This window comes from Streptomyces sp. NPDC052701, from assembly GCF_040678355.1.
Classification (GTDB): Bacteria; Actinomycetota; Actinomycetes; order Streptomycetales; family Streptomycetaceae; genus Streptomyces.
Map to the genome: position 1 here is coordinate 108,626 of NZ_JBFATO010000020.1, position 17,780 is coordinate 126,405.

Here is a 17,780-nt window from a genome sequence, read left to right on the forward strand (position 1 = left end):
TTCGGCCTAGTCCGTTCGACGCGGCGGTCCGCCGCGGTCCGTCCGAACTGCCGAAGACGCCGCACGGCGACCACGCCTAGGGTCACCAGGCATGACACAGCGCGTGGTGATCCTGGGCGGTGGAACGGCTGGGTGGATGACCGCCTCCTACCTGCGGGCGGCCTTCGCGGACAGCGTCGACGTCACCGTGGTGGAGTCCCGGCGGATCGGCACCATCGGGGTGGGGGAGGCCACCTTCAGCACGGTCCGCCACTTCTTCGACTATCTCGGCCTCAGCGAGGCCGACTGGATGCCCGAGTGCAACGGCACGTACAAACTGGCGGTGCGGCTGGAGAACTGGCGGGCGCCCGGCACGTACTTCTACCACCCGTTCGAACGGATGCGGGTCGTGGACGGCGTGCCGCTCACCGACTGGTGGCAGAAGGCCGGTGAGACGGACCGCTTCGACCGGGACTGCTTCCTCATACCCTGGCTCTGCGACGCGAAGGCGTCCCCCAGGTACCTGGACCACCGGCTCTTCGAGCAGGACTTCGACGAGGACCCCGACCGTCCGCTGTACCGGACCACGCTCGCCGAGCAGAGCACCCAGTTCCCCTACGCCTACCACTTCGACGCCTCCCTGCTCGCCGACTTCCTGTGCCGGTATGCCGTCGAACGCGGCGCCCGCCGGATCATCGACGACGTCGTGGACGTGCGCGTCGACGAGCGCGGCTGGATCGACGGCCTGCGCACCCGCGAGCACGGCGACCTGACCGCCGACCTCTACGTCGACTGCTCCGGCTTCCGCAGCCGACTGCTCGGCGACGCCCTGAAGGAGCCGTTCATCTCCTTCCAGGACGCCCTCCCCAACGACCGCGCGGTCGCCCTGCGGGTACCCGTCGACACCGCCGTACGGGGCATCAGGCCGTGCACCACCGCCACCGCCCAGGACGCCGGATGGATCTGGACGATCCCGCTGTACGACAGGATCGGCACCGGATACGTCTACGCGAGCGACTACTGCGAGCCCGAGGAGGCCGAGCGGGTCCTGCGCGACTTCGTCGGGCCCGCCGCCGCGGACCAGGAGGCCAACCACATCCGGATGAGGATCGGCCGCTCCGACCGGGCCTGGGTCAACAACTGCGTGGGCATCGGACTGTCCGCCGGCTTCGTCGAACCACTGCAGTCGACCGGGATCTTCCTCATCCAGCACGCGATCGAACAACTGGTCAGGTACTTCCCCGGCACGGACCGGGACCCGGTGCTGCGCGACACGTACAACCTCAGCACGGCCCGGGCCATCGAGGGTGTCCGGGAGTTCCTGATCCTGCACTACCGGGGTGCCGCCCGCGTGGACAACGACTACTGGCGCGACGCGAAGAAGCGCGCGGTCCCCGACGACATGGCGATGCGCCTGAAGCAGTGGCAGAGCAAACTCCCCGACAACAACACCACCTACCCCTACTACCACGCCTTCGAGCCCTACAGCTACGTCTGCATGGCCCTCGGCCTCGGCGGCATCCCGCTGCGCCACCCGCCCGCACTGGACCTGATCGACAGCCGCGCGGCCCGGCAGGAGCTGAGCCGGGTCCGGGAACAGGCGCGGAAACTGGTCGACGCCCTGCCCAGCCAGGTGGAGTACCTGTCGAGGCTGCGCTGATGGCGATCGCCCTGCACGCCCTGGCGGTGCTGGCCGTGGTGCTCGTCGTGGCCCGGCCGGCCCGCCGGGCGGCGGCGCTGGTACGCCAGCCGCCCGTCGTCGGAGAGATCGCCCTCGGCCTGATCGTCGTCCCCGTCCTGACCACGGCGGCCGGCCCCGGCCTCGCCGACACGCTCCTGCCCGCCGGGGTCACCGACCACCTGCACACCGTCGGTCTGGCAGGTCTCGCGCTGTACCTGACCGGCGTCGGGCACAGCGCGCGGCCGCGCCGCAGCGAGATCTCGCCACGCTCGTACGGCTGGCTGCTGGCCGGTTCCCTGCTGCCCGGGCTGCTCGCCGGAATGCTGGTGTCCGGCTGGGTGGTGTGGCGGGACGTGCCGGGGGAGCGCGGTGCGGCGCCCACCGCGGCGCTGGTGCTGCTGCTCGCCGCCGCGTTCGCCGTCACGGCCGTACCGGTGCTGGCGCGGATCCTCACCGACCGGGACATCGTGGACACCACCGAGGGCCGGCTGTCCCTCCTCGTCGCCGTCTCCATCGACGCCCTGACCTGGCTGGTGCTGACCGCCGCGCTGGCCGTCGCCGCGACTGGCGGCGGACGGCTCGTCCGCGCGGTCGCGGTGATCGCCGCCGGAGCGGTGGCGGCCCTGGCGCTACGGCGGCTGCTCGGCAGGGCGGCCGTCGGCAGGCTGTGCGCCCGGTGGCCGGCCGCCGCAGCGGTCGCGCTGTGCGCGATCGCCGTCGCGGCCGCCGTGGCGACGGAGCGGGCGGGGCTCACCGCGATCTTCGGCGCGGTACTGGTCGGGCTCGCCGTCCCTCAGGACGGCGAACGGGGGCCGCGGACCAGGACCGTACGGACCGTGCAGCGGTGCGGGCTGCTGTTCGTCCCGGTGTTCTTCGTGACGGCCGGCCTCCAGATGGCCACGGACGGACCGGACGGCTTCTCCTGGGCGACCCTCGCCCTGGTGCTGCTGCTCGCCACGGCCGCCAAACTGGGCGGCGGCTACGCCGGCGCACGCGCCGCGCGGCTGCCCACCGGGACGGCGCTGCGCTTCGGGGTGCTGATGAACACCCGTGGCCTGACGGAGATCGCCGTGCTGCAGGCCGGGCTGTCGGCCGGGATCCTCTCCTCCGGGCTCTTCCTCGCCCTGGCGCTGATGGCGGTGGTGACGACGGCCGCCACCGGTCCGCTGCTGTCGGCCGTGGACCGCCGGCATCCCCCAGCCGGCCCCGCCACCCGCCCCGGGCCCGGCACAGGCGCCGGCGCCGCCGCCGGCATCCCAGCCCGCCCCGCGTCCGAGGAGCTGTCCCATGACGAGGCCTGACGCGGCCGCCGCGGCCGTTCAGGAGACCACCGCGGGCCAGGACGACTTCAGGTCCCTGATGGCCCTGTTCCCCACCGGCGTCGCGGTGCTCGGGGCCATGGACCACACCGGCCGTCCCTGGGGCATGACCTGCTCGTCCCTGTGCAGCGTCTCCCTCAGCCCGCCCACGCTCCTGGTGTGCGTGCGCAGCGGCAGCCCCACACTGGACGCGCTGGAGGACACCGGGGCGTTCAGCGTCAACCTGCTGCACCACTCCGCCCGGGACGTGGCGGAGCTGTTCGCCTCCGGCGCACCGGACCGGTTCCGGCGGACGGCCTGGCATCTGCCCGACGCCGCGGCGGCCGGCCCCCACCTGCGGGACGCCGCGCACGCCGTGGGCGACTGCCGGGTCGACGGCGTGCGGCGGGTCGGGGACCACACCGTGGTCTTCGGCCGGGTGCTCCGGGTCAGCGTCACCACCGGACCCGGACAGACCCCGCTGCTGTACGGGTTGCGCCGGTACGCCGCGTGGCCGTCGGACGGTAGCGTGGCGGACGCCGGCCGCTCCCGGCCGGCCCCAGCCGACGAGGAGTGAGATGTCGCAGCCCGTGGAGCCCACCGGTGTCCTGTCTCCCGAGGAGGTGCTCCGCAAGTCCGGGGTCCCGTTCACCGTCCTCGACCACGTGCCGATCGTGGGACAACAGGACGCCGAGACCAAACTCGGCCTCGCCACGGAGCAGTTACTGAAGACCATGGTCTTCAGGACGGCCGACGGCGGTTTCGTGCTCGCCGCCCTGCCCGTCACCGGTCGCGTCAACTACGGCCGGCTGGCCCGGGCGGCGGGTGTGTCCCGCGCCAAGCTCCGGCAGGCCGAACCCGGTGAGCTGAGCCTGCTGGGCATGGAGCCGGGCGGCGCGAGCCCCGTGTGCGACCTGCCGGACGTCGTGATCGTCTTCGACGCGTCGGTGACCCGTATGGGCACCGTGTACTGCGGCAGCGGACGCGCCGACCGCACCGTGCGCATCGAGGCCGCGCGGCTCGTCGAACTGGTGAACCCGAAGATCGAGGAACTGTCCTCGTGACACGGGCCCGCCGTCCCGCCGAGCGGAGTCGGCCGACCGCTCGCGGGTGCGCAACGGAGAGGCGGTGGGGACCGGCAGCGCCGGCCCCCACCGCCTCTCGCGCGGCCGGCTCCCACGGGCCTTTCATCCGCCGAACCGCTGCGGCGCGAACGGCTCGGCGTCCGCCGGGCGACGGCCGGACAACAGGTGTTCCGCCAGCAGCCGGGCCGTGCCGGGTGCCAACGGCATACCGTCGATGCCGAACCCGGTGAGCAGCCACAGCCCTTGAGCACCGGGCGCCGGCCCCACGATGGGCAGGCCGTCGGGGGACATCGGGCGTACCCCCGACCACGCCGCCCGCACCGGTGTCCCGGCCAGCACCGGGGCGTGCCGGGCAGCCGCCGCCGAGATCAGCGTCACCGCCTCCTCGCCGTCCCGTACGTCGTCGAGTTGCAGCGCCGGGCCGCTGCTGGAGCCGAGCACGACCTCCCCGCTCGGCAACGGCTGCAGCGAGAAGACGACCTGGGTGCCCGTCGCCGGCGCGGGCGCGGCGAGTTCAGCCAGCAAGGGTGGCCCGTTGCGCTTCAGACCGGCCTGGCCGTGCCAAGTGGACTGCATCAGCGTGTGGCGGAACACCGCACCCGTGACCGGTGCCGTGCGCACCAGCCAGCCGCGCGCCCCGAAGACCGGCACATCGCTCCCGGCCTGCTGGGCCAGGCTCCGTGACCACGGCCCCGCCGCGAGCACCACTGCTCCCGCCGCCAGCGGCCCGTCGTCCGTGACCACGCCGGTGACCCGGTCGCCGTCCGTCGTCAGACCCCGGACCGGGGTGTGCGTGCGGATCTCGGCGCCCGCCCGGGCGGCCCGCCCGGCCAGCGCCGCGGCCGCCAGCACCGGGTGCAGGGCGTGCGCCCCCTCGACCACCACCGCGCCCGCCAGGTCGGGGGCCAGGGCGGGTTCCAGTTCCCGCAGTTCCCGCGGACCGGCCTCGCGGGCCGGGAACCCGGCCCGGGACAGTGCCCGGCCGTGGCCGCGGGCCCGGTCCATGCCCTCCTCGTCCGCGGCGACCAGCAGATAGCCGTGCGGACGGAACCGGAAGGGCACCTCGCTCTGCCGCTCGGCCTGCTCGTAGTAGGCGACCGCCTCGGCGAACAGGCCGGCGCAGGCGGGCAACGGGCTCGGCAGCAGACCGCCCTGGTTGCGGCCGGTGGCGCCGCCGGCCAGTGCGCCGCGCTCCAGGAGCAGCACGCTCAGCCCCGGGCCGGCCAGTCGTTCGGCGGCGGCGCAGCCCGCTATGCCGCCGCCGACCACGATCACGTCATGCGCCATGGGATCCGCTTCCTTCCAACGGGTGCCCGAAAGCGGGGGCGGGGGAGGGAGGGGAGGCCGGGACGGGGGCGGAGTGCTCCGGAGGGGAAGGCCGTACGCAGTCCCGGGCGATCCTGCCGAGGAGCTGGGGGACGGCGCGTTCGATCTCCTCGACACGTGGCGTCCGCAGCGCGTCCGGTTTCTCGGCGCGGCTGGAGGCGACCGCCGGGTACAGGCCGTTGGCCGCCAGGTCGTCCCGCACCACCCGTATCCGGCGCAGGAGTTGCGCGGCGACCTCCGCGGGCGAGCAAGGCGCCCGGAGAGTGAGGAAGTACGTGTCGAACAGGACCGCCCGGACATCGCGCGGCAGAGCGCGGCTGTCGCCCGCCACCGACTGGAGCAGCGAGGGGGCGCCGGGCACCAGCTTCGCGGCGATGCCCTCGTGCACGGCCTCGTTGAGCGCGCACTCCTCCAGCAGGGCGTCGGACCGGCCGTCCCAGGCGGCGGGCAGCCGGCCCCGCAGAAGGGCCCGTACGGGGCCGTAGTCACGGGCCCAGGCGCCGCTGAACGCGGGGTGGTGCAGTGCCATGCTCGGCCTGATGACCCGGTGGTAGACCTCCCGGGTGCACGACGCCGTGTACAGCAGCATGGCCGAGTAGCCGCGTACCAGGCGGGCCGCCGCGGCCACCTCCTCCGGCGGCGCCGGGACGGCGGCCCCGGCGGCCCGCCGTCCCAGTTCCTGCCAGAGCATGAAGGCGAGCTGGTGGCCGGTGATCCACCGGAACCAGAACAGCCGGTCCGCGCAGTCCGCGGCGTCCAGCGCGCCCGGGGGCCCGGTACCGGTGTCCGGACCCGTGCCGAGGAGCTCCGCGTACCGCCGCGTCAGGTGACCGTCGTCGCCGCCGCGCACCGGGACGGGCGGCAGCACCAGGGGTTCGAGCCCGTAGGCGTGGCCGCCGAAACCGGCGACGTCGGCTTCCAGCAGGCCGGTGGTCGAGTTGCCGTCCAGCGCGCTCACCGCCCCTCGGCCTCCGCCGGTACGTGGGTGAACTCGTATTCCAGCCCGTTGACGTCGTAGGCGTAGAAGCTGCTCACTCCGTCGCAGTCCACGACGATCTCCGTCGGGGGTTCCGGGCGTGCGAAGGCATAGCGTCCGGAGGCGAACAACCGTTGCCAGCGGTCCCGCCACTGCCGTAACTCCTCGGCGTCCGCGGCGGTCATGCACACGTGCTGGAACTGGACCGTGTCCGGATGCGGCCGGGCGTAGGGGGCCGAGCGGCTGAACACGTGGAACCGGGTGCCGGCGGCCACCACCTCGGTCAGCCGGGTGATGCCGGGCAGCCGGTCGCGGGTCAGGTCGGAGAAGGTGTCGAGGGTCCAGGTGACGGTGCCTGCGAAGAACTCGGTGTACCACGCGACACAGTTGTCCAGGTCGGCCGTCTCGACCGCCAGGTGGTGCAGGGCGGCCTGCGGGGCGCGGCCGGGCGGGGTGGGTTCGTCCACGGGGAGGGACACGGGTTCGGGAATCCTTTCCGGTGTTTCATCGGGCGACCGCGTAGGCCTGCTCGCCACGCGGTGACGCGGCGGCGAGCAACAGGCCGCCACCCGGTTCGGCGCCCACGGCGCACACTTTGCCCAGTGACCAGTCGGGCACGGACACCAGAGCGTGCCCGCGGCGTTCGAGGTCCGAGGCGACCTCGTCGGGGCGGCGGCTCTCGATCCGTACGGCGAGCGGCCGGTGCGTGCGGGGCGTGAACGAGGACGGGACGTGCTCGGAGTGGAAGGCGAGGGTCTCGGTGGCGCGTTGCAGATCGAGCCCGAAGTCGGCGCAGGCCAGGAAGAAGCCCAGCGTCCACTGGTCCTGCTGGTCCCCGCCGGGGGTGCCGAAGGCCAGCCGGGCCCGGCCCTCCTCCAGGACGAGGGTGGGGCTCAGCGTCGTACGGGGCCGCTTGCCCGGTGCCAGGGAGTTGGGGTGCCCCTCCTCCAGCCAGGCCATCTGGCCCCGGGTGCCCAGCGGGAAGCCGAGCCCGGGGACCACCGGGGAACTCTTCAGCCAGCCGCCGCTGGGCGTGGCGGCCACCATGTTGCCGTGCCGGTCGGTGACGGTCAGACAGCAGGTGTCGCCGCGTGCCTCGGTCGCCGCCACCACCGGCGGGACCACGGTGGGCAGCCCGTCGTACAGCTGCCCCTGCCAGTACGGTCCGACGGGCGGCTCGGCCGGGTCCGGCGGCGGGATCCGCGGTGGCCGGCCCGTCGGGGCGCCGGGCCGCAGCGTGCCGGAGGCACGGTTGCCGACCAGGCGGCGGCGAGCGTCCGCGTAGTCGTCGGACAGCAGCGCGCTCAGCGGTACGTCGGTGAAGTCCGGGTCGCCGTACCAAGCCTCCCGGTCCGCGTACGCCAGCTTGGCGCACTCGATCACGGTGTGCAGGTGGTCGGCGCTGTCCAGCCCCATCGCCGCGAGGTCGAACCCCTCCAGCAGGGCGAGCTGCTGGAGGAAGACCGGGCCCTGCGACCAGGGGCCCGGCTTGTGCACTTCGAGACCCCGGTAGCCACGGCTCACCGTGGCCTCCGTACCGGGCTCCCAGCGGGCCATGTCGTCGCCGGTGAGCAGCCCCCGGTGGCGGCGTCCGGTCGCGTCGAGCACGTCGGTGCGCATGTGCGCGTCGATGGCCTCGGCGACGAAACCGCCGTAGAACGCCTGGTGGGCGGCGCGTATCTGCTGCTCGCGGTCGGCTCCGGCGGCCTCGGCCTCCTTGAGGATCCGCCGGTAGGTCTCGGCCAGGGCCGGGTTGCGCAGCCGGGAGCGGGGGCGGGGCGGAGCGCCGTCCACCAGGTAGGTGCGGCCGGACTCCGCCCACTCGTCGCGGAACAACTCCGTCAGGACGCCGATGGCCTCGGCGGCCTTCGGCAGGACCGGGTAGCCGTCGGCCGCGTAACCGATGGCGTACCGGAGGATCTGCCCGAGGCGCAGAGTGCCGTGTTCCGCCAGCAGTCTCAACCACGCCCCGAAGGCCCCGGGCACAGTGGCCGGGAGCAGCCCGGAGCCGGGGATCCGGGGCAGGCCCAGGGCCCGGAACGCCGCGGGCGTCGCCGCCCGCGGCATCGGCCCCTGCCCGCAGATGACCCGGGCGCGGCCCGCGGCGGCGTCGAAGAAGAGGATCGGCACATCGCCACCGGGCCCGTTCAGATGGGGTTCGACCACCTGCAGGACGAAGCCGGTCGCGGCGGCGGCGTCGAAGGCGTTGCCGCCGGCCTCCAGGGTCGCCATACCCGCCGCCGAGGCCAGCCAGTGCGTCGAGGACACCGCGCCGAAGGTGCCCCGCAGTTCGGGGCGCGTCGTCACCACCGTCTTCAGGCCGAGGCGGCGGGCGAGGGGAGGTCGCTCAGGCTCGCCGCGATCTGCTCGTCCGTGACCGTCGGGTTCTGCATCGTCCCGGCCAGGAAGGAGTCGAAGGCGGCCAGGTCGAAGTTGCCGTGCCCGGAGATGTTGAACAGCACGACCCGCTCCTGCCCCGCCTCACGGGCGGCCAGCGCCTCGACGAGCGCCGCCTTCAGCCCGTGCGACGACTCGGGGGCGATGACGAAGCCCTCGCTGCGCGCGAACCGCACCGCCGCGTCGAACACCTCGGTCTGCGGGAAGGCCCGGGCCTCGATCAGCCCGTGCTCCTTCAGCAGGCACAGGCTGGGCGCGTCGCCGTGGTAGCGCAGGCCGCCGGCGTGGATCGAGCCGGGGATGAAGTCGTGCCCGAGGGTGTGCATGTACAGCGGCGGGGTCAGGCCGGTGGTGTCCGGGTAGTCGTAGGCCAGCTTGCCCCGGGTGAGGGTGGGGCAGGCCTCGGGCTCGGCGGCGACGAAGCGGGTCCCGGTGCGCTCGCCGGTGAGCCGGTCCTGCAGGAACGGGTAGGCGAGCCCGGCGTAGTTGGAGCCGCCGCCGACGCAGCCGATCACCACGTCGGGGTACTCGCCCATGATCTCCATCTGCTTCTTCGCCTCCAGACCGATCACGCTCTGGTGCAGCAGCACGTTGTTCATGATGGAGCCCAGCGCGAACTTGGTGTCGTCCCGGCTCAGCGCGTCCGCCACGGCCTCGCTGATGGCGATGCCGATGCTGCCGGGCGAGTCGGGGTCCTTGGCCAGGATCTGGCGCCCGGCTTCGGTCCGCTGCGTGGGCGAGGCGTAGACCTGGGCGCCCCAGCTCTGCATCAGCGACTTGCGGTAGGGCTTCTGCTCGAAGGACGCGCGGACCATGTAGACGTTCACCTCGAGCCCGAACAGCGCACCCGCGAACGACAGGGCGGAGCCCCACTGGCCCGCCCCGGTCTCCGTGGTCAGCCGGCGGACGCCCTCCTCGGCGGCGTAGTACGCCTGGACGACGGCGGTGTTCGGCTTGTGGGAGCCCGAGGGGGACACGCCCTCGAACTTGAAGTAGATGTGTGCCGGTGTGTCGAGCGCGCGCTCCAGGCGTTCCGCACGGACCAGCGGGGAGGGCCGCCAGATCTTGTAGACGTCCCGCACCGGCTCCGGGATCTCCACCCAGCGGTCCTGGGTGAACTCGTGCTCGATGACCTTCCGCGGGAGCAGGTCGGCCAGGTCCTCGGGCTGGAGCGGGGCCATCGTCACCGGGTTGAGCGGGCCGGGGAGGGGAGCGGGCAGATCGGGAAGGATGTTGTACCAGCGGTCGGGCAGATCGGTCTCGGAAAGCAGGACTCGCTTCAGCACCGGTGATTCCCTTCGAGAGCCAGGACATTCCTGCTACCGGATCATAGGAAGGGGAAAGACGGGCAGCTTCACCTTTTCTGCTTGTTTGAGGAGCGGGCACTCCGCAGATCTGACTAGTCCGAAATGGGCGCGACTCCCACCGGGGGCGCATGCAGACTGGCCAGGCAGACCGGCAGGTGGCACCACGCTGGGCCCGAGGCGGAGGAAGAACGTGACTGCAACCGACGTGCACACCGTCCGCGAACTGGAGAAGCGTCGTTTCGACAGCATCGCGGAACACGACCTCGAAGGCTTTTCCGATCTCGCTCACCCCGATCTCGCCTACACCCACTCGAGCGGAACTGTCGACACGCTCGATTCGTTTATCGAGAAGTGCGGGAGCGGCCATTACGTGTACCACCGGATCGATCACCTCGTCGAGCGCGTGACAGTGGCCGGCGACACCGCCGTGGTAATCGGTGAAATGCATGTCGATATGACCGCGAGGGGAGTGCGCAGGAAATTGGCGAACCGCTCGCTCGGAGTGTGGGCCCGGGTGGGCGGCGCGTGGAAGCTCCTCGCCCACCAGGCCACCGCGCGGCAGGAGGACGGCAGCCCTCGGGGAGCTTCGTTCTGACCCTGCGGGGCGCGAGGTGCGGCGGCCGGGGCCGCCCACGCCGACTCTCCTGTGCGAGTGGACCGGCGGCCGGGCGGGCCGGTGGGCCGAGGCGGGACACGATCGCCCGACTGCCGCTGATCGTGCGTTCACACCAGCAGGTGGTCGAGGCAGAGGTTCAGCCCGGCCTCCAGATGTTCCGCGGAGCCCGTGGAGAGCAGGACGGTGACACCGCCTTGGACCGTGGCGATCACAGCCGCGGCCGTGCGGTCGGCGTCGAGGGCCGGATCGGCCTCGCCGGACGCTTGCGTGGCCTCGATACCGGCTCGGACGCACTCCTGCCACCGCCGCACCAGTTGCGCCGTGACGGCCTGCGCGGCCGGGCGGTACCGGCCCACGTCGGCGGTCAGCACTCCGAGCGGGCAGTGCAGGCCCTGGTCGCGGTAGCGCTCGACGATGAGGTCGCGCCACGCCTCCCAGGCCGCCCGCGAGGTGAGTTCGCTCAGGTACGGGCGGGCCCGCGCCGCCCGGCGGCCGGCGCCTGCCCGGCCCCGCCGGCGCGCTCTCAGGCGCCGAGGGTCTGCTTCAGGGCGGCCAGGCCCTCGGTGTAGATGCCGTGGAAGAGGGCGATCGCCTCGTCGTCGCCGACACCTGCCGGGGTGAAGGTGCCGGACCACTCCACTCGGGACGCCCGTGTGCCGGGAACCTCGTGCACCGTCAGGGTGGAGCGGTAGTCGGTGACGGGGAAGGGCGCCTGGAGGATGGAGTAGCTGTAGGTGCGCGCCTCGTTGTCGAACGCCTCGAGGCGTTCGACGATGACGTCGCCCTCCTCGTTGGTGAGGCTGCGGACGCGACCGCCCTCGCTGAGCCTGCTCTGCGGAATGTACGGCAGCCAGTCCGGCAGCGAGTCGAAGCCGCCGACGAGCTGCCAGACCCGGTCGGGACCGGCCGGGATGTCGAGGGATGCGGTGGTGTGGGCCATGGTTGTCTCCTGTGATGACCGGGTGGGTCAGACGGCGGGTACGGGGGCGCTCTCGGCGATCAGCCCTTCCTGGCGCAGTGCCGCCCAGAAGGCCGCCGGAATCGTCTCGTCGAGCGCGGCGACGTCCTCGGCGATGCGGCTCGGCCGCGTGGCGCCGGGAATGACCGCCGCGGTGGCCGGGTGGGCGAGGGAGAACTGCAGTGCGGCCGCCTTGATGCCGACGCCGTGCTGGGCGGCGAGGGCCTTGATGCGCTCCACCCGGGCGACGACCGCGGGCGGTGCCTGCTGGTACTCGAAGTGCTGCCCGCCCGCGAGCACGCCGGAGCTGTACGGCCCGCCGACCACGATGTCGACGTTCTGCGCGGCGGCGGCCGGCAGCAGCCGCTGCAGGGCGCGCTCGTGGTCGAGGAGGGTGTAGCGGCCGGCGAGCAGGAACGCGTCCGGCTTCGGCTCGTCGAGGTCGAGGGTCACCTCGAGGGGCTCGACGCGGTTGACGCCCAGGCCCCAGCCCTTGATGACGCCTTCGTCGCGCAGCCTCTGCAGGACACGGAAGGCACCGGTGCGGGCCGTCTCGTAGACCGCCAGCCACTCGTCGCCGTGGAAGTCCTGTGCGACGTCGTGCACCCACACGATGTCCAGCCGGTCCGTCCTCAGCCGCTTCAGGCTGTCCTCGATGGAGCGCAGCGTGGCGTCCGCCGTGTAGTCGTCGACGATCTTGTTCGGGCGGCCGTGTTCGAACAGTCCGCCCTTCTCGCCCAGGTCGCGGGCGGCGGGATCCTCCACCTCGTCGAGGATGACGCGGCCGACCTTCGTGCTCAGGACGAACTCGTCCCGCGGGCGAGTGGCCAGGACCTCGCCCAGCCTGATCTCGGACAGACCCGCACCGTAGAAGGGAGCGGTGTCGAAGTAGCGGATGCCCTGTTCCCAGGCGGCCTCGACGGTGGCGGCGGCCTCCTCGTCGGGGATGGCCCGGAACATGTTGCCCAGCGGTGCGGTGCCGAAGCCCAGCGGGCCGGGCAGGAGGGAGGAGAGGGACATGAAGAAGATCCTCGCTGTGGTGCGTGTGGCGGCGGAGAGGCCCTCGCGGGTGATCCGTCGCCCCGACGCGTTCGAGGCTAGGATCCGAGCTTGAGACTGTCCAAGACTTGATTGGACATACTTGAGTCCCCAGAGGTCTTAAATGCTTGATCTGCGTCAGCTTCACTACTTCGTGGCGGTCGCCGAGACCGAACACGTCGGCCGCGCCGCCGAGCGGCTGCACATATCCCAGTCGCCGCTCAGCCGGCAGATCGCCCAGCTGGAGAAGAACCTGGGGCTCACCCTGTTCGAGCGGGGTCAGCAGAGGATCCGGCTGACCTCGGACGGGCGGATCTTCCTGGCCGAGGCGCAGGCGCTGCTGCGGCACGCGGACCGCCTGGAGAACCTGGGGCGCCGGCTCGGCCGGGGCGAGGAGGGCGGCCTGTGCATCGGCTACATCGCCGACGCCATGCACACCGGCGTCCTGCCCGGCGCGCTGCGCGCCCTGCACGACGAACGCCCCGCCATCCACATCGCCCTGTACAGCCTGCCTCCCGCCGAACAGTTCGAGGGCCTGCGGCAACGCAGCCTCGACATCGCGCTCGTCCAGGAGCCGCCGCCCGCGGACGATCCGGACCTGCTGGCCGCGCCTCTGACGGAGGACCCCCTGCTGCTCGCCCTGCCCGCCCGGCATCCGCTCGCCGACCGGGAGGAACTGACGCCGAAGGACCTCGACGGCCGGCCGTGGATCGCCGTCGAGAACCCCCAGGACCCGGCCTGGCGCGACACCTTCGTCGCCTCGTGCGCCGCGTCCGGGTTCACGCCGGACATCCGCATGGACGCCGCGGAGCCACTGACCGCGCTCGGTCTGGTCGCCTCCGGGCTCGGGCTCGCACTGGTGCAGAAGAGCATGGTCCGCGGCATGTCGGAAACCGTCACGGTGCGCGAACTTCCCTGGCACCACAGGTCCGTCCAGTTGTGGGCGACATGGCACCGAGTCGATCTGCGGCCCGTGGTCGCCGCGTTCCGCGCCCTCGTGCTCCGGTCCGGCCGCGCAGGGCTGTGATATCCGGTGGCGGTTCCGGTGGCCGGAAGTGAGGATCACGGCATGGACGTCTTCCTGGAGACCGAGCGGCTCGTGCTGCGCCCCTTCACCGAAGCCGACACCGATCGCCTCCTCGCCCTGGACAACGACCCCGAGGTCATGCGTTTCCTCAACGGCGGCAAGCCGACCAGCCGCGAGACGATCCGGACGCGTACCCTGCCACGGCTCCTGCACGACCACCCGTGCTTCGGCACCCGCGGCTACTGGGCCGCCGAGGAGAAGGCCACCGGAATCTTCCTGGGCTGGTTCGAGTTCCGTCCCCTGGACGAGCACAGCGCCGCCGTGGCCGAACTCGGCTACCGGCTGGACAAGGCCGCCTGGGGCAGGGGATACGCCACCGAGGGATCCCGGGCCCTGATCGCCAAAGGGTTCACCGACCTCGGCGTCGAACGGATCACCGCGAACACCATGGCGGTCAACACCCGGTCCCGGCGGGTGATGGAGAAGGCGGGCCTGAGGTTCCTGCGGAAGTTCACCGGGGACTGGCCCGAGGCCATCGAAGGCTCCGAGCACGGCGAGGTCGAGTACGGCCTCACCCGGACCGACTGGGAACGGCACCGGTAGCCGCCGACCGCCCCGCCCCTTCGGCAGGGACTGCCCGGGCTCCCGGCGCCGGGTCCGTCACACGCATGCCAACGGGCCCCGTACGCCCATGCGTTCGGCGGGAGCGGCCGGCAGCGCGCGGAACGCGACGCCCCCTCGCGAGCGGCCCTGCGCCGTCCCGCCTCCCCGGCGCGGAGAGCGGCGGACGAGACGGCGACATGCCCGCGCCGGCCCTCACGCCGCCGTACGGCCACCCGGGCAGGGCGACATCGACGCTCGCGAGCCGCCGAACCGGCGGGGCCGCAGACGTGCCCGGCCGGCGCGTCCGCGGCCGGCCGGGCACGCGTACGGCGTTTCCGGACGCTTTGGCGAGGGGCCGCCCGCGTCTCATCGAGACGGACGTGTCACGCGCGGACCGCGCCGCTGGGCCGGTGCGGAGGCCTGCCCGGCCCGTGAGCCGGTCCTGCCCGCCTCCGCTTCGGGGCTCGCCGTCACCCCCATCACTTCAGGGCGGCGGCGTTGATCACCAGATGCGCCATGTTGTCCGCCACCATGACCAGCACGTTGGCTACCCGCAATGATCAAGAAGCCCCCGTCGCGGACACCCGAGCTGTGAGAGGAGATCATGAGCCGCACCGAGCCGGCATGAGTTCGTCCGCTGAGCCCGGGAAAACCGTTGGGTGTAGCTCCTTTCGAGGGACGGCTCTACCTGCGTGAACTGCGGATCGGGGTGCTCTCGAGTGATCGACTGGGCCACCAAGGCGGCTGGCGCGGCGACCTGCGTCTCCTACGCTGTCGATCTGCATGCGGAGCGCGAGCGTGACCTGCGGGATTCCGAACAGATCTCCACGACCAGCAGTCGAGTCGAACCGGCGAATGCGCAGCTCAGCCTATCCTCGAAAGGAGCTGCAGCCGTTTTCAGTAACTGCCCCTGCGTCGCTCGGCGCGGTATCGCCCAGGTGTCACACCGTGCGAACGGGCGAAAGCCCTGTGGAAGGCGGGGGTCGACTGATAGCCGACTGCTGCGGCGATGGACTCGACCGATTCTTGGGTCTTGCGCAGGCGAACCGCTGCCAGATCCATACGCCACTGTGTCAGGTAGGTGGCCGGGCTCTGCCCGATGGCTGCCGGGAACCGGCGGGACAGGGTCGCCCGGGAAACGCCGAGAGCGGAAGCCAGCGTTGTTGTGGTCCATGGCTGTCCGGGCTCAGCGTGCAAATGTTCCATCGCGCTGCGCACGAGCGGGTCTTCGAGCACTCCGAGCCAGGTGCCACGATGTCCGGACCGGGTAGGGAGCCAGGCGCGCATGAGTTGCACGAGCATGACGTCGACCAGGCTGTTCAGCACCGCTCTCCCCGCTATTAGTGGGCGACTCAGTTCTCGCCCGATCATCCGGACGGTGTCGTCGAAACCGGCCTCACCCTGGTCCCCGCGGATGTGCACCACCTCCGGCAGCGCGCCGAGGACCTGGGTCCGCACCGTGTGGTCGCAGTCGTAGCTGATGGTCAGGATGCGGGTGCGGGCGGGCTGTGACCCCAGGCGAATCACCTCACCCGTCTCGAGCGCCCGGGCCGCCATCGCCGGATCGGCCGCTACTGAAGTACCCGTCCCTGGCGCGCTGCCAAGCATGTGCGACGGCCCGTACGGCATGAGCACCACGTCGCCCACCGCCAGCTCCAGGCACTGCGGCGACAAGTGTCTGCTTTCGAGCCAGGCGCTGCCGGCGGTAACCACGTGCAGAACTGCCGTAGTGCACTCTGTCACCGGGATCGACCAGCTCCCGCCCGCCTCGATCCGTGCGCCGATCGTGCCCCGCACGCCGGAGATCTCCAACACGTCCGCAACGAGATCCATGCGCCCAGATTAGATGACGCAAACGAGCAAGAAAGTGAGTAGTTCAAGCATCGACTGCTCACAGGATGCTCCATACGGTGAAGTCATGACAACCGATACCATGCGGGCACTCGTCGCGACCGGCTACGGAGATCCCGAGCAACTCACGATCGCCGAGCTCGCCATCCCACGCCCCGGCCCCGGCCAGATCCTGGTGAAGATCGCCGCCTCGACGATCAACCCCACCGACATACGCGTCGTCACCGGCGGCTATCGCGAACTGGTCGACCTGCAGTTCCCCTACACACTCGGCAACGAGTTCGCGGGCACCGTCACCGAAGCCGGACCGGACGTCACCCGCTTCCGCGTGGGCGACGAGATCTTCGGCATGGCCCTGCCCCGCCAGCTGCGCCTCGCCGCCGACCTCGTACGGCCGTCACTGAGCACCGGTGCCCTCGCCGACTACGCGGTCTTCGAGGCGGACACGCCTGCACTGGGCCACCGCCCGGCCGCCCTCGGCGCAGAGCAGGCCGCGTCCCTGCCGATCGCGGGCGGCACCACACTGGCCATCATGGACACCGCGAAAATTCGCCCCGGCGAGTCCGTCCTCGTCATCGGCGCCACCGGCGCGGTCGGCCTGACCCTCATTCCGAACCTGGCCACAGCCGGCGCCGAGATCACGGCCACCGCCCGCACGACCGAGGCCGCTGAACTGCTGCGCAGCCTCGGAGCCCACCACACGGTCGGCTACGACGGCTACCCCACCGGCGTCGACGTCGTCCTCAACCTTGCGCTCTTCGCCGACGGCCTGCCTACGGCGGCACGCAGCCTGCGCCCGGGCGGCCGGCTGATCTCAATCGTCTTCCCCCCGCCGGAGCCCCGGCACCTGGAACGCGACGACGTGGAACTGGCCTTCGTGATGCAAATGGGCGATGAGACCAACGGCGCATGGGCCGTCGCCGAGGCCGCAACCGCGGGCCGACTCTCCACCCCGATCGCCCGCCGATACTCACTCGACGACGGCGTCGAAGCGGCAATCGACTATGCCCGCAGGCACCCGCTCGGCAAGATCGTCGTAACTGTCTGAGCAGAGAAGCCGCCCCCGCCTCGCTTTCGGGGTGCTGAGTGGGCCTGGTGAGAATGACCTCGGCATGCCGGTCGACTCGACTGCTGGTCGTGGAGATCTGTTCGGAATTCCGCAGGTCACGCTCGCGCTCCGCCCGTCGAAGCCCGGCCCGACGAGGCCGACCGGCAGACGCGTGACTACGCCAAGGACCTCCGGCACGCCGCACTCCCGGTCCACGTCCGGGACGAGATGGGCCGCATCGAACTCAGTCTCGAAGTACGGTTCCTGGCCTTGTGTCGCCAACCAGGGTTGGACTGTCGGATCCGCCAGGACGTCTACTACGTCGCCGAGCGCGCCGCGATGGCCCTTGACCTCGGGCACTTGGAAGCAGCAGAGCGGGAGATCCGGCGCATGGAACAGGTGGGTTCCATGGAGTCACGGGAAAACCGCTGATGCCGAGACAACCAACGACACCAGCTCAGATAGCGACGGTTCGGCTGTCCGCGACACGTGTCGCGGAGGCGCCGCACCCGCGGATAATGGGGTTTAACACCGATCCCCCCCCCGAACCCCCCGGATATGGCTGTAGGGGGCGGTTGGGTAACAACCCA

General features: G+C 71.8%; 18 protein-coding genes. 9 read left to right on the forward strand and 9 right to left on the reverse strand.

Features of this window, described 5'->3' with window-relative positions:
* Positions 1-91: 91 nt before the first annotated feature.
* From AB0L29_RS22610 to AB0L29_RS22625, 4 genes are read left to right on the forward strand one after another with little or no spacing between them, the layout of a single operon-like run.
* Complete coding sequence (locus AB0L29_RS22610; protein ID WP_365829519.1) at positions 92-1,639, forward strand: tryptophan halogenase family protein; 1,548 nt, start codon at positions 92-94, stop codon at positions 1,637-1,639.
* On the forward strand, positions 1,639-2,961 hold the full coding sequence (locus AB0L29_RS22615) for a cation:proton antiporter (protein ID WP_365829520.1): 1,323 nt from the start codon (positions 1,639-1,641) through the stop codon (positions 2,959-2,961). Before AB0L29_RS22610 ends, AB0L29_RS22615 begins: the two co-directional genes overlap by 1 nt.
* Entirely contained in the window at positions 2,948-3,535 is a 588-nt protein-coding gene (locus AB0L29_RS22620; RefSeq protein ID WP_365829521.1) for a flavin reductase family protein, read from the forward strand. Before AB0L29_RS22615 ends, AB0L29_RS22620 begins: the two co-directional genes overlap by 14 nt.
* Before the next feature lies 1 nt (position 3,536).
* Complete coding sequence (locus tag AB0L29_RS22625) at positions 3,537-4,022, forward strand: YbaK/EbsC family protein (RefSeq protein WP_365829522.1); 486 nt, start codon at positions 3,537-3,539, stop codon at positions 4,020-4,022.
* A 123-nt stretch (positions 4,023-4,145) separates the two neighbouring features.
* Here AB0L29_RS22625 and AB0L29_RS22630 read toward each other — a convergent pair whose 3' ends face one another.
* From AB0L29_RS22630 to AB0L29_RS22650, 5 genes are read right to left on the reverse strand one after another with little or no spacing between them, the layout of a single operon-like run.
* Positions 4,146-5,330, reverse strand: a complete 1,185-nt coding sequence (locus tag AB0L29_RS22630) for an FAD-dependent oxidoreductase (RefSeq protein WP_365829523.1) — start codon at positions 5,328-5,330, stop codon at positions 4,146-4,148.
* Entirely contained in the window at positions 5,320-6,327 is a 1,008-nt protein-coding gene (locus AB0L29_RS22635; protein WP_365829524.1) for an L-tyrosine 3-hydroxylase, read from the reverse strand. Before AB0L29_RS22635 ends, AB0L29_RS22630 begins: the two co-directional genes overlap by 11 nt.
* A complete protein-coding gene (locus tag AB0L29_RS22640) occupies positions 6,324-6,824 on the reverse strand; it encodes a VOC family protein (protein ID WP_365829525.1) in 501 nt (166 codons plus the stop codon). Before AB0L29_RS22640 ends, AB0L29_RS22635 begins: the two co-directional genes overlap by 4 nt.
* Before the next feature lie 25 nt (positions 6,825-6,849).
* Positions 6,850-8,652: a gamma-glutamyltransferase family protein gene (locus AB0L29_RS22645; protein WP_365829526.1), complete on the reverse strand. Its 1,803-nt coding sequence runs from the start codon at positions 8,650-8,652 to the stop codon at positions 6,850-6,852.
* A gap of 8 nt (positions 8,653-8,660) precedes the next feature.
* Positions 8,661-10,028, reverse strand: a complete 1,368-nt coding sequence (locus AB0L29_RS22650; protein WP_365829527.1) for a TrpB-like pyridoxal phosphate-dependent enzyme — start codon at positions 10,026-10,028, stop codon at positions 8,661-8,663.
* Positions 10,029-10,239: 211 nt separating this feature from the next.
* On the opposite strand from AB0L29_RS22650, the gene AB0L29_RS22655 reads away from it, so the two are divergent.
* On the forward strand, positions 10,240-10,644 hold the full coding sequence (locus tag AB0L29_RS22655; protein ID WP_365829528.1) for a nuclear transport factor 2 family protein: 405 nt from the start codon (positions 10,240-10,242) through the stop codon (positions 10,642-10,644).
* Positions 10,645-10,772: 128 nt separating this feature from the next.
* Here AB0L29_RS22655 and AB0L29_RS22660 read toward each other — a convergent pair whose 3' ends face one another.
* From AB0L29_RS22660 to AB0L29_RS22670, 3 genes are all read right to left on the reverse strand, one after another.
* Positions 10,773-11,036: a hypothetical protein gene (locus tag AB0L29_RS22660; RefSeq protein WP_365829529.1), complete on the reverse strand. Its 264-nt coding sequence runs from the start codon at positions 11,034-11,036 to the stop codon at positions 10,773-10,775.
* A 152-nt stretch (positions 11,037-11,188) separates the two neighbouring features.
* Positions 11,189-11,605 carry an SRPBCC family protein gene (locus AB0L29_RS22665; protein ID WP_365829530.1) on the reverse strand — a complete coding sequence of 139 codons (417 nt, stop codon included), beginning with the start codon at positions 11,603-11,605 and terminating at the stop codon, positions 11,189-11,191.
* Positions 11,606-11,632: 27 nt separating this feature from the next.
* Positions 11,633-12,643 carry an aldo/keto reductase gene (locus AB0L29_RS22670; protein ID WP_365829531.1) on the reverse strand — a complete coding sequence of 337 codons (1,011 nt, stop codon included), beginning with the start codon at positions 12,641-12,643 and terminating at the stop codon, positions 11,633-11,635.
* Positions 12,644-12,785: 142 nt separating this feature from the next.
* Between AB0L29_RS22670 and AB0L29_RS22675 the strand changes: the two genes are divergently transcribed.
* Both AB0L29_RS22675 and AB0L29_RS22680 read left to right on the forward strand, forming a co-directional pair.
* Complete coding sequence (locus AB0L29_RS22675) at positions 12,786-13,688, forward strand: LysR substrate-binding domain-containing protein (protein ID WP_365829532.1); 903 nt, start codon at positions 12,786-12,788, stop codon at positions 13,686-13,688.
* Between the two features lie 42 nt (positions 13,689-13,730).
* On the forward strand, positions 13,731-14,291 hold the full coding sequence (locus AB0L29_RS22680; protein ID WP_365829533.1) for a GNAT family N-acetyltransferase: 561 nt from the start codon (positions 13,731-13,733) through the stop codon (positions 14,289-14,291).
* A gap of 897 nt (positions 14,292-15,188) precedes the next feature.
* Here the strand turns inward: AB0L29_RS22680 and AB0L29_RS22685 are convergent.
* The gene (locus tag AB0L29_RS22685) at positions 15,189-16,124 is read right to left on the reverse strand and encodes an AraC family transcriptional regulator (RefSeq protein ID WP_365829534.1); all 936 of its coding nucleotides are present in this window, start codon (positions 16,122-16,124) and stop codon (positions 15,189-15,191) included.
* Between the two features lie 85 nt (positions 16,125-16,209).
* On the opposite strand from AB0L29_RS22685, the gene AB0L29_RS22690 reads away from it, so the two are divergent.
* Positions 16,210-17,190 (forward strand): NADP-dependent oxidoreductase, encoded by a 981-nt coding sequence (locus AB0L29_RS22690; RefSeq protein WP_365829535.1) that lies wholly within the window; start codon positions 16,210-16,212, stop codon positions 17,188-17,190.
* A 228-nt stretch (positions 17,191-17,418) separates the two neighbouring features.
* The gene (locus AB0L29_RS22695; RefSeq protein WP_365829536.1) at positions 17,419-17,622 is read left to right on the forward strand and encodes a hypothetical protein; all 204 of its coding nucleotides are present in this window, start codon (positions 17,419-17,421) and stop codon (positions 17,620-17,622) included.
* Positions 17,623-17,780 lie beyond the last annotated feature (158 nt).

Excerpts from the sequence above, each read along its gene's own strand:
- AB0L29_RS22685 (WP_365829534.1), bottom strand. The coding sequence starts at position 16,124 with ATGGATCTCGTTGCGGACGTGTTGGAGATCTCCGGCGTGCGGGGCACG.
- AB0L29_RS22615 (WP_365829520.1), top strand. The coding sequence starts at position 1,639 with ATGGCGATCGCCCTGCACGCCCTGGCGGTGCTGGCCGTGGTGCTCGTC.
- AB0L29_RS22625 (WP_365829522.1), top strand. The coding sequence starts at position 3,537 with ATGTCGCAGCCCGTGGAGCCCACCGGTGTCCTGTCTCCCGAGGAGGTG.
- AB0L29_RS22695 (WP_365829536.1), top strand. The coding sequence starts at position 17,419 with ATGGGCCGCATCGAACTCAGTCTCGAAGTACGGTTCCTGGCCTTGTGT.
- AB0L29_RS22675 (WP_365829532.1), top strand. The coding sequence starts at position 12,786 with ATGCTTGATCTGCGTCAGCTTCACTACTTCGTGGCGGTCGCCGAGACC.
- AB0L29_RS22665 (WP_365829530.1), bottom strand. The coding sequence starts at position 11,605 with ATGGCCCACACCACCGCATCCCTCGACATCCCGGCCGGTCCCGACCGG.
- AB0L29_RS22610 (WP_365829519.1), top strand. The coding sequence starts at position 92 with ATGACACAGCGCGTGGTGATCCTGGGCGGTGGAACGGCTGGGTGGATG.
- AB0L29_RS22680 (WP_365829533.1), top strand. The coding sequence starts at position 13,731 with ATGGACGTCTTCCTGGAGACCGAGCGGCTCGTGCTGCGCCCCTTCACC.
- AB0L29_RS22620 (WP_365829521.1), top strand. The coding sequence starts at position 2,948 with ATGACGAGGCCTGACGCGGCCGCCGCGGCCGTTCAGGAGACCACCGCG.
- AB0L29_RS22670 (WP_365829531.1), bottom strand. The coding sequence starts at position 12,643 with ATGTCCCTCTCCTCCCTCCTGCCCGGCCCGCTGGGCTTCGGCACCGCA.
- AB0L29_RS22630 (WP_365829523.1), bottom strand. The coding sequence starts at position 5,330 with ATGGCGCATGACGTGATCGTGGTCGGCGGCGGCATAGCGGGCTGCGCC.
- AB0L29_RS22690 (WP_365829535.1), top strand. The coding sequence starts at position 16,210 with ATGACAACCGATACCATGCGGGCACTCGTCGCGACCGGCTACGGAGAT.